This window comes from Pseudarthrobacter sp. NamE5, from assembly GCF_005796225.1.
In the GTDB taxonomy this organism is placed as follows: Bacteria; Actinomycetota; Actinomycetes; order Actinomycetales; family Micrococcaceae; genus Arthrobacter.
The window spans coordinates 19,221-29,012 of the sequence record NZ_VAHO01000023.1; the positions used below are offsets into that span (position 1 = coordinate 19,221).

Annotated in this window: 14 protein-coding genes; 6 read left to right on the forward strand and 8 right to left on the reverse strand. The window is 64.1% G+C overall.

Annotated features, from left to right (window positions below):
* Positions 1-48: 48 nt before the first annotated feature.
* The 6 genes from FDW84_RS18475 to FDW84_RS18500 form a co-directional block, all read right to left on the reverse strand.
* Positions 49-711 carry a TetR/AcrR family transcriptional regulator gene (locus tag FDW84_RS18475; RefSeq protein ID WP_138610947.1) on the reverse strand — a complete coding sequence of 221 codons (663 nt, stop codon included), beginning with the start codon at positions 709-711 and terminating at the stop codon, positions 49-51.
* Positions 711-1,556: a CPBP family intramembrane glutamic endopeptidase gene (locus FDW84_RS18480; RefSeq protein WP_371419186.1), complete on the reverse strand. Its 846-nt coding sequence runs from the start codon at positions 1,554-1,556 to the stop codon at positions 711-713. Before FDW84_RS18480 ends, FDW84_RS18475 begins: the two co-directional genes overlap by 1 nt.
* Positions 1,557-1,615: 59 nt before the next feature.
* Positions 1,616-2,560, reverse strand: coding sequence for a tetratricopeptide repeat protein (locus tag FDW84_RS18485; protein ID WP_138610948.1), 945 nt, complete (start codon positions 2,558-2,560; stop codon positions 1,616-1,618).
* An 89-nt stretch (positions 2,561-2,649) separates the two neighbouring features.
* Positions 2,650-2,847, reverse strand: a complete 198-nt coding sequence (locus FDW84_RS18490; protein WP_138610949.1) for a hypothetical protein — start codon at positions 2,845-2,847, stop codon at positions 2,650-2,652.
* Positions 2,848-3,242: 395 nt separating this feature from the next.
* Positions 3,243-4,013, reverse strand: a complete 771-nt coding sequence (locus FDW84_RS18495; protein WP_371419187.1) for an ANTAR domain-containing response regulator — start codon at positions 4,011-4,013, stop codon at positions 3,243-3,245.
* Positions 4,014-4,135: 122 nt separating this feature from the next.
* On the reverse strand, positions 4,136-4,861 hold the full coding sequence (locus tag FDW84_RS18500) for a GAF and ANTAR domain-containing protein (RefSeq protein ID WP_138610950.1): 726 nt from the start codon (positions 4,859-4,861) through the stop codon (positions 4,136-4,138).
* A gap of 300 nt (positions 4,862-5,161) precedes the next feature.
* On the opposite strand from FDW84_RS18500, the gene FDW84_RS18505 reads away from it, so the two are divergent.
* A complete protein-coding gene (locus FDW84_RS18505; RefSeq protein WP_138610951.1) occupies positions 5,162-5,512 on the forward strand; it encodes a hypothetical protein in 351 nt (116 codons plus the stop codon).
* A 9-nt stretch (positions 5,513-5,521) separates the two neighbouring features.
* Entirely contained in the window at positions 5,522-6,253 is a 732-nt protein-coding gene (locus FDW84_RS18510) for a GAF and ANTAR domain-containing protein (protein WP_138610952.1), read from the forward strand.
* Here FDW84_RS18510 and FDW84_RS18515 read toward each other — a convergent pair.
* Complete coding sequence (locus FDW84_RS18515; RefSeq protein ID WP_205754764.1) at positions 6,250-7,038, reverse strand: type 1 glutamine amidotransferase family protein; 789 nt, start codon at positions 7,036-7,038, stop codon at positions 6,250-6,252. The genes FDW84_RS18510 and FDW84_RS18515 overlap by 4 nt on opposite strands.
* 71 nt (positions 7,039-7,109) lie before the next feature.
* Here FDW84_RS18515 and FDW84_RS18520 point away from each other — a divergent pair, with 71 nt between their 5' ends.
* The 3 genes from FDW84_RS18520 (at position 7,110) to FDW84_RS18530 (ending at position 8,847) form a co-directional block, all read left to right on the forward strand.
* On the forward strand, positions 7,110-7,442 hold the full coding sequence (locus tag FDW84_RS18520; RefSeq protein ID WP_138610953.1) for an ArsR/SmtB family transcription factor: 333 nt from the start codon (positions 7,110-7,112) through the stop codon (positions 7,440-7,442).
* Between the two features lie 14 nt (positions 7,443-7,456).
* Positions 7,457-7,954, forward strand: a complete 498-nt coding sequence (locus FDW84_RS18525; RefSeq protein ID WP_138610954.1) for an SRPBCC family protein — start codon at positions 7,457-7,459, stop codon at positions 7,952-7,954.
* Between the two features lie 290 nt (positions 7,955-8,244).
* Positions 8,245-8,847, forward strand: a complete 603-nt coding sequence (locus tag FDW84_RS18530) for a DnaJ family domain-containing protein (RefSeq protein ID WP_138610955.1) — start codon at positions 8,245-8,247, stop codon at positions 8,845-8,847.
* A 74-nt stretch (positions 8,848-8,921) separates the two neighbouring features.
* On the opposite strand, the gene FDW84_RS18535 is transcribed toward FDW84_RS18530, so the two are convergent.
* Positions 8,922-9,509, reverse strand: a complete 588-nt coding sequence (locus tag FDW84_RS18535) for a GNAT family N-acetyltransferase (protein ID WP_171046839.1) — start codon at positions 9,507-9,509, stop codon at positions 8,922-8,924.
* Between the two features lie 101 nt (positions 9,510-9,610).
* Here FDW84_RS18535 and FDW84_RS19520 point away from each other — a divergent pair.
* Positions 9,611-9,792: hypothetical protein (locus tag FDW84_RS19520; protein WP_205754765.1), on the forward strand; the 182-nt coding region annotated here is incomplete at its 3' end.

Sequence of the window (9,792 nt, forward strand, 5' to 3'; positions counted from 1 at the left end):
CACGAAATGGGACGAACCGGGCCCGAACGTTCCACGCAGGTGATCGGGTCAGCGGTCCAGGCGACGCCGTTCCAGGTAGTCAGGGGTTGCACACCCCAAAACGGCCAGGCCGCTAAGACGGCGAAGGAACGGGCCGCTGATTGCCTCTCCGGTAGCCACCAGGCGATGATGCACGGCCCCGTACAGCGCATCCACCACTGTCCCCAGGTCCGCATCCCGCCGGACCTGCCCTTGCTCCTGGCCCCGTTCCAGAATCGCCAGGAATCCATGACGCCGGTCCCGGAGCAGGGTCTGCCGGTACAAGCCGGAAAACTCCTTGCTGCGGATTGCTTCAGCAAGCAGATTGGCCACGGTTGAAGCGGTCTTTCCCTCGTTCAAACACCTGGTCAGCGCGATAAGGTACGCGTGCAGGTCATGCGTCACATCGCCCGTCTCCTCGATATGGGTCAGGAGATTCGTCTTGTACGTAAAGGCCTCCAGGACCAGGACCCGCCGGGCCGGCCAATGGCGGTACAAGGTTGATTTGCTGACCCCGGATGCCCGGGCCACAGCATCGATGGTCACATCGTCGTAGCTGAACCGGTCGATTAGTTCAGCTGTAGCGCTGAGCACCCGCTGGCGCATCTCTGATTCACGGGAGCCAGCGGGAAGATGGGCCGGGTCCGCCGCCCTGCGCTTGGAACCGGGCGTGTAGCTCCCTGATGCAGCCATCAGTAAAGGAAGATGTCGATCCACTGGCGGTTATGCGCGTGGATCAGGACCAGGAACAGCACGAAGTCGAACAGCAGGTGGACGCTCACGATATAAGACAGCGACTTGGTCACCGTGAACAGCCGGGCCTGCAGCAGGGCGAACGGGAAAATGAAGAACGGCGCCCAGGCGTGGAAGCCCAGTTCCCACAGGAACGACGTGAAGAGGACGGCCTGCAGCAGGTTGGCCTGCCAGTCGGGCAGGTGCCGCCGCAGGAGGGTGAACGCCGTGCAGATAAAGAAGAGTTCGTCCCAGATGCCGAGCACGTTGGTGCCCAGGAACAGCCGGGCGATGCCGTCGGGATCGCTCACGGCCGGCCAGTTGTTGTAAACGCCGGTGCGGATCATGTACACAGGCATCAGTGCGTACCCGATCACCAGGACCGCGGGCAGGTACCATTTCTCGGCCCGCGTCCACGGCTGTCCCGTCCTGACGGGGAAGCGGATGGCGTGGTCCTTGGTGATGAACCGCGAGACTGAGTAGGGGACGCCGACGGCGATGATCATCGCGGTGCCCATCACCAGCATGTGCTCAGTGCTGATGTCGGTGGTGATGGGAACCAGGCTCATGGCCGTCAGGCCCACCGCGATCAGCGCCAGGTCAACCAGGAGCCGGCGGTTGAGGAACCCGGCCAGTACCAGCGCAACCGCCAGCAGCAGGAATCCGGAGAACCGGTCCTGCCGGGCGAAGAGCAGGAATCCCGACGCCGACAATAGGGCTGCCGGTACCAGGGACAGCGGATGCGTTGGGGGCTTTGCCGTGCCCACCGGGCCAGCGTCGGCCTGCGCCTGGGGTTGCTGCCTCATGGCCACCTTTGATGCTCGGGAGCGCTTCCGGTTGGATGCCACAGCAGTTTACTTGCCGCTCACCACAGCAGGGCAAGATCAAAGTCAAGCCATGGACGGGCAGCGGCCCACGCTTCCACCGTTTGGGTAAGTTCCGGTTCACGGCCCGCCAGCCCCAAGCGTGTCATTTCGGCCGGTGTTGCCGGGTGGTGGTGGCCGCCGTCGGGAGATCCGTGGGAGCACTGCGAACACAGGAGGCGCATCCCGGACCAGTCGTCCATCCCAAGTCCCCGCCGCTCGATCAGGTCGGACAGCTCCTGAAGGTCCTTCCCGGTAGCGCCCGCAACCTGCGCCTGCCAGGTGGGCAGGCCGGAATCCTCCAGACGCTGAAGCTGGTCGAACACCGCTACCTCGCGGCCGCCGAGCCGCCGGGTACCCTTGGGCTCCCCGTCGTGCAGGATGACGTCGCGGAAGCGGTGGCCGGATTCCGGAAGGGGGACATTTGAAATAATTGCGTGCGCCGGGCTCCTGCGCCAGCACCACACCACCTCCGTGGCTCCAGCCCACTGCATCACCTGATGCGGAAGGCTCGGCTGGTCAGGGTTGAGCCGGACGGGCGCCTGTCCGAAGTCGCCGTCAATCGGTTCCGTTCCGCTCCCCATGCCCTCAACGCCGTAGGCTGTCCAGGCCTGCCGTGCAGTGGTCCAGTCGCTCATGGCCGTAGCCGCGATGCCAAGGTTCCATGCCGCCGGATTGACGCCGTCGAAATCCTTGGCGTCCGCCGGCGTGAAGAACTCCAGCGCGCGGACGTTGCGTTCCAGGACCTCCGGCCAGTTGCACCTTGCCTTGGAAAGAAGACCGGCATGGAACCAGCTGAAGTACGAACGCGGCGTCAGTTCCAGCAGCTCGGCGGCCAGCGCCGCCGCTTTGTCCGCGTCGGCCGCCTCGTCTGCGGCGGTCCATTCCAGCCACACCTCGCGCGGTCCCCGCTGCTTTCCAAGCCCCCGCCGCTTGCGCATCGTCATTCGTCCAGTATGCAGGGGTACGGGATAAACGGAAGCGGACGACGCCGGTGCCTCCCGGCGTCGTCCGCTTCTGTTTTCCGCGTGGCCGTCTAGGCGGAGGCCAGTGCCTTGCCCTCGCCACGCACACTAAGCGTGAAGGTGTTGGGTCCGCTGCAGGTCACGGCAATGCGGCAAGTGGTGGTGTTGTGCCGGGCGGACAGCTCGCTTACTGCGGAGTCAAGCGTGTGGTGCAGGGTGGTCCTGTCCCAGACTTTCAGGGTTACGGAATCAGTGGCATCGAACGTCATTATTCAACTTCCATTTCTTGCGGTCGGCGGCCCGGATCGTCATCGTCCCGGCCGTGTCCTCGTCCATGAGGACTCCTGAGAAGAGGGAAAGCGCATTCCCACTACAATAGTGCAGGTTGAGGCGACTGTTGGCAATTAAAAACCGGCTGTTGTGACCAAGGACACCGGGCAGTCGGTAAGGCAGCCACCTCGCATCGCGGTTCAGCAATTGAGTACTCGGCGGCCATGTCGGCTCACCGGCGGGCCTTATTGCTTCGCCAGGATGGCAGCGGGCGATTCTCCCGCCGCTGCCTTTCCATCGTGCCGAACGTGCAGCAACTGACTCAAGAATGTTTCAAGTGAGACTGGTCACTCAGGAGCGGCAGTGCGGGTGTCCCGTCGGGAAGGACCTGCTGTCATTCGTCGAAGTACGTCTTGATCTGCTTTTCGCCGGAAATAGAGGCGATAACGGAGGCCGCCACCTCACGCAGCTTGATGTTGCGCGTGCTGGAAGCCTTGGTAAGAATGCTGAACGCCTTGTCGCGGCTGCACCTGTTTTCGGCCATAATCGCCCCGATTGCCATATCTATAACGGTTCGGGACTGCAGTGCGGTGGCAAGGTCATTCCTTGCTTCGCTGAGTTGGGTGATGCGAAGGACCAGACGCAGGGCGCCGGCCGCCTGGCCTCCGAAAGCCTCGACCACGGAGATGTCATCGGCTGAAAACCCGTTGCTGCGGCCCGAGTAGACGTTGAGGACCGCTTCCGCCTCGCCGGCAAGGTCCAGCGGCACGGCCAGGATGGAGGCCACTCCCTGGGCCATGGCAGCCCTGATGTGGGGTTTCCACCGGCCCTCCCAAGCCAGGTCGGGAATCAGCAACGGCGTCCTGCTCCTGAGCGCGGTCAGGCACGGGCCGTCTCCGAATCCGTTTTGCAGTTCGTCCAAGGCATGTGCCGTGGCGTCACTGCTGGCCACGGTCTCAGGCCTCTTGTGCCGGATCACGGTGACTCCGCAGTGAACCTGGTTGTCCGGCGTTGACAGCCGGAACGCTGCCATGATGGCCAGATCGCTCAGGAAGCCCGCGATGTCCTGGCTTTCCAGGACCATTTCCTGCAACGTCGTTTCAGTGTCCGGAAACTCGTCGGGTCTGCCGGGGAAGCTGTCCGGGCTGTCTCCGGAAATCGTCACAGCAGGTTACCTTCCGTCATCTCCGCCATCGCCCTCGCCACCAGGGTTACTTGCACGGCGGGGATATCAAGCTGCCCGCCTTCGTGGGGTATTCCTGGCCGCCGGACCCGTCGGAAGGCATGTCATCCTCCTTCAGCCGGAGTGGAGGGTGCTCTTCCTGTCTGCACGATGTCACTCGCTATTTCATGGATTCTCCGGTTGCTTGACTTGGCCGCCGCTTGGAGGATGTCCAGGGCCCCGTCCCGGCCACCGCGATGCTGCAGCATGATCAGGGAAACGGCTGCGTCCATAACTGCCCGGGACTTGAGCGCCGCGCGGAGGTGCTCTGGGTACGCTTCCGGTGTATGTAGCCGCAGTGCCAGCTGAAGGATGCGGGACATTGACGCCGCCAGCTCCTCCACGCACTCCACGCTGTCCTGGTCGAAGGCGTAGGCGGTACGCGCGTAGCAGTTAAGTGCCGCCCGCGCGGAGGGGCCGGCGGGGATGGGTACCGCGAGCACGGAGTGGATGCCTTCCCTCAGGGCGGTCGGCGAGTAGCTGCGCCACTGCCCGTCGCTGCCCAGGTCCTGAATCAGTACCATCCGCTGCCGGCGGACGGCAGTCAGGCAAGGGCCGTCGTCGAACGCGTACTGCGTCTCGTCCAGGTGCTGCGCCTCTTCGCTGCTGCTGGCGACTGTGGAGGGAACGCCGTCGCGCTCTACCGTGATGGTGCACTCTACGGACTGGTCCGAACTCAGGGACGAGGCGGAAAGCGTGGCCAGGCCAAGGAGAAACTCGGGGAAGCCCGGGCTCTCAAGCAGCAGGTCCTGGAACTCGTCCGAAGTTGTCAATGCCTTGCTCGTAGCCATGAGGCCTCGATCCTTGATCCGCCGGGTAGGTGCTCCTGGCTGTGGCCCCCGCTCTAAGCGCGGCTAAGCCCTTGTATTCAACCCCCGGATCCTGCGAGCATCCCGAAATCTCCTACTACCGACACTACGCCTGTCTCCTCCATCAAAAAACAGTCCCGTTCCTCAGGTCATGCCGGCCCTCCGGAAGCTGTTTCGCGGTCACGCTGCACGGCCGGCAGCGAGACAAGTCCCTGCAGGTAGGCTTCCACCTAATATCCACCGGCGTCTCCGGAGAGCGAAAAGTATGTCAGCCACAGGGGCATGAGGGCCCGCTCCAATTCCGTGATTGCGGGCACAGAGTTACGCCAGGGCCAGACGTGTGCCGAACTGGTCCGGTCCTTTGCCCGGCTGGCTCCCCGCCTGCACAAGAGCGACATGGACGACGATTTCCAGGCCGCGATGGATGCCTTTATGCCTGCTGTTATCCAGCGTCCGGAGGCGCCCACGCTCCGTAATGCCCTGGCCGAACTGGACGCAGCCGTGCGGCGGGCGGGCCGCAATCCCCGGCGGCTCCAACTGGCCCGGGAAGCAATGCATGCATCCTCTGAGCGGATGATGCAGAAACCCTCGGATGAGCCCGAAGCGGCGGCGGTGCAGCACGAACTCCAGTAGGATTGGCCCATGTCGAGCTCGAGGGAAAACGAAGCCATAAGGGAACTCCAGGGCATCCTGGTGGGTGCCGGGAACGCCGTGGAGTTCCTCTCCGGGCTCTCAGGCTTGGCAGCCGCCGCAGTTTCTGAGGCGGCGGGTGGTGACGTTGAATGTGCCGTCACACTCAAGTTGTCCCGCAGGCCCGCCACAGCTGCAGGCAGCAGCGCCCGGGCTATAGAACTTGACCAGGTGGAGCAGGCGTTGGGCGACGGACCCTGCATCCTGGCTCTGCGTGAGATGTCTCCGGTCATGATCGACGATGTCGCCAGGGATCCCCGGTGGCCCTCCTTCAACCAAAAGCTCGCTGAGGCCAATGTCCACAGCAGCCTGGGCGTCCCGCTGGAAATCACCCGCGATGCCCGCGCAGCACTGAACTTCTTCGCCGCCAAGCCCGGTACCTTCACCGCTGAGGTTTACGACAAAGCGGTGGGGTTCGCCGCGGCGGCGCGCAACACACTGCACCTCTCAGTGCGGATCAATACAGTGCAGAACCGGGCGGAGGACCTGGAGGCGGCCCTTGAGAGCAGGACTGCCATCAACCTGGCCTGCGGCGTGATCATGGGCCAGAACCGCTGCTCCCAGGCCGAGGCGATGGACATCCTCACAAAAGTTTCCAGCAACCGCAACCGCAAGCTGCGGGACGTTGCACAGGAATTGGTCGAGCAGTTGTCAGGCAGCAGCGTCCAGACCCACTTCGACTAGGATGCCGCGGGCCGGAAGCCTGCGCCTCCCAGCGGGGACAGCACGGATACGGTGACGGAGGGCCGGGAGATTGTGCCTGATTCCTGGGCGGGCCGGCGGATGTCCCAGCAGTTGCCCGCACCCAGCACCTTAAATCCCTCATCTCTGGCTGCCGGCAGGACAAGAGCTGTGCCCTCATCCACCGCTACGGCCCGGTCCACCAGCCCTGCAGCCACCGCAGCCACTGCCCTGCTCAGGGTTCCTGCTTGCGCCGCATGCACGTCCACGGCGAAGCCAGTCAGCCCCAACCCCTCCCTGATATCCAACTGGTCCAGGCCTTCCCCGCACTCTTCGCCGCACACCTCGATGCCATCGACCCGGTAGCCCCCAATCAGGGCTCTGCCAGGGGCAATCATGGCACCGGCGGAAAAGCCAAGGTAGGGAACGCCGTTGTCCACGAGGCCGGCAATAATCGGGGCTGCCGTTCCGAGGAGCTGGTGGTACGCCGGCGTCAGTCCTCCGCCCACTACCAGCCCGTCAACGCCGTGGAACAGTGACCCCTCCGCGGTTTCGCCTGATCCCAGCAGGACTGGCACCACCTCAAGGGGTGCCCGTGCCGTCAGCGGTTCCACGTAGGCCGGAAGGACGCTCCCCGGGTTTCCGCCCCGGTCGTGCACCACAACGGCAACCCGGGCGAACTCTCTCCCCGCTGTTTTCGCCCGCTGCTGGACATCGCCAATAAACCGGTCAAAAACTGCGGGAAAGGAGACAGGATCCGGTCCTGCGCCGACGAGGTAAATGCTCATGGCCTTCAAGATACCGGTTCGGCTAACCAGACTATTGACACCTGCCCCAGCCAGGCCTATCGTACAACCAAATGGTTGTAGATCAGCTCCGCGAAACCGAGCTCGACCGCCTGTTCCAGGCCTTCGCCGACTCCACCCGCAGGGACATCGTCCGCCGGGTGACGGTGGGGGAGTATTCGGTCTCCGGCCTTGCTTCCCTCTACGCCATGAGTTTCGCCGCAGTCCAAAAGCATGTGACGGTGTTGGAGCGCGCCTCCCTGGTCACCAAGGAAAAGCGCGGAAGGGAGCAGATCGTGCGGGGCAATCACGAAGGGCTGCAGAAAGCCCGGCGGCTGCTCGATGAGTATGAGGCTATTTGGCAGGAGCGTGTGGGCCGGATGGCCGGAATTCTGGCTGAAGGATAAGGAAGGGTTCTGCAATGTTGGTTATTGATACCACCAAGAATGTTGAGGCGCTCAGCTACACCCTCACCGCAGAGTTCGACGCCAACGTCGAACGCGTTTGGCGGCTCTGGGCGGACCCGCGCCAGTTGGAGCGCTGGTGGGGACCGCCCACCTGGCCGGCCACTTTCGAGCGGTTCGAGTTCGAGCCGGGCGGCAAGGCGAACTACTACATGACCGGCCCTGAGGGTGAAAAGGCGGGCGGTTGGTGGAGCTTCACGTCCATCCAGCCGCCCATCCGCCTGCAGTTCGATGACGGCTTTGCGGACGAGAAAGGCGAACCCGTTGAGGCCATGGGCGCCACGCACGTCACGGTGACCCTTGAGGAAAACGGCGGGCGCACCAGCATGACGGTGGCCACCATCTTCGAATCCGAAGAGCAGATGGAACAGATGGTCCAAATGGGCATGGAGGAAGGCATGCGGGAGGCGGTCGGCCAGATCGACGCCATCCTTGCCGAGCACGCCAACGCCTGAGCGGCTTGCCGGGCTACCAGCATAAGGAAGCGTACGACGGCGGGTGCCTCCCGCCGTCGTACGCTTGCCTTTGGCAGTGCGCACTTTGCTTGGACAGTGGCTGCTTCGCCTACCCCTCCTGCGTGGGTCCCGCAGCAAAGACAAGCAGGGAGCTGGCGGCGGGCCATCTTCTCCTCGTTGACCGCTCCTGCCCATACGCGTTGCGGGAATCCGGGCGCCCTCACAGCCGTTGAACCAGGCGGGAAGCTTGGAAATACTGGATGGAAGCCAACCAGATGAGGCGGCGACACATGAGCAGCGGCGGAGCAGAATTCCGGAAGCGCCTGGAGCGGGCCGCGGAGCTGCGTTCCTACCGGGGAGCCGGCATCAGCAACCAGGAGGAAGCAGCGCTTGAGGCCCTGGACGAAAAAGAACGGGAAAAGCGCAAGAAGGTAAGCGACGCCGCCCGGGCGGACTACCTGGTCCGTGACGCCATGGCGCAGGGCAAGTTCGACAACCTCAAGTACGCCGGCAAGCCGATTCCCGGGCTTGGCGAGCGGTACGACCCTGACTGGTGGGTCAAGGGGCTTCTCCAGCGGGAAAACATCAGCGGCCTCGGCCCGCCGGCCATCCTGCTGCGCACCGAGGACGCGGAGCTGGACGGAAAGATCGATGAGCAGTACACGGAGCAGCAGGTCCGTGACATCCTCCAGGATTTCAACCGCCGAGTCATTGATGCCCGCCGCCAGCTCCAAGGCGGCCCGCCGGTGATCACCAAAACCAGGGACGTCGAGGAAGAAGTGGTCCGCTGGCGTGAACGCCGTGCAGCCCGGGTTGCGGAGGCTGCGCCGGAACCTGAACCTCCGCGCACCTGGTGGCAGCGGCTGTGGCGCGGGCGCGGCCAGGTGGACTGACCGGGTGACGTGGACGACGGCGGTGCTGCCCGCCGTCGTCTGCCTGTCCTCGTGCGGTTTTGGCTTTGGGGTGGTCAGCGTTGGTGGGGTGCTTGCGCCTCGAAGAGCTCGCACACCGCGTTGTAGTACCTGTCGGTCTGGCCACGGTGAACCATGCCGATGCGCAGGCAGACCTTCTGGGATGCCGCGTTGGCCGGGGCCGTCACCGCCACCACCTTGTCCAGTCCGCTCTCGAAGGCGTGGGTGAGGGCCGCGGCAGCAGCCTCCGTCGCGAAGCCGTGGCCCCAGTAGCTGGGGTGGAAGTGCCAGCCGATCTCGGTATCGCCCGAAGGCTGCAGCGGCAGTGACTCTCCCGACGCCGGGATGGACTTCAGGAGCAGTGCCCCGGCCAGGGGTGCCGGCTTGCCTCGCTCCGCATTGCCCTGCACATGATTCGGCGCTTTCAGCTGGACGGCCCACACTGCGTGAACCGGATGATCCATGCTCCGCCAAGCGCGGATCCGCTCCTCGGCCTCGACCCGGTCCCGCATGATCTGGGGGTGGTTGCCGATGAAGCGCTGCACTTTCCAGCGCGAGTACAGATCCAGCACGAACCCGGCGTCCTTCAGGTCCCACTGGCGGAGAATCAACCGCTCGGTTTCGAGGATTTTCACCCCGCCCATCCTGCCACTTGCAGTGGGTATTGATCGGCGCCTTGGTTGCCGTTATCCACATAGCGTCGGTGGCGCCGTTTTTTCTCTGGCTCTGCTGGAAGACTTTGTGTATGGAGACGTTTGGGGAAGCGGTGGCGGCAGCTGTGGACTGGGGTGATGAGGTCTGTCCGGTTGCCGGTGTCCGTGCTGTTGTCGGCGCCGCGCTCGTGGAGGATCTGCCTTCTGTTGCCGGGGTCCCTTCTGTGGCTGGGGTTCTTGGGATGCTCGATTCTGTGCCTGTGGCGCCGGACGT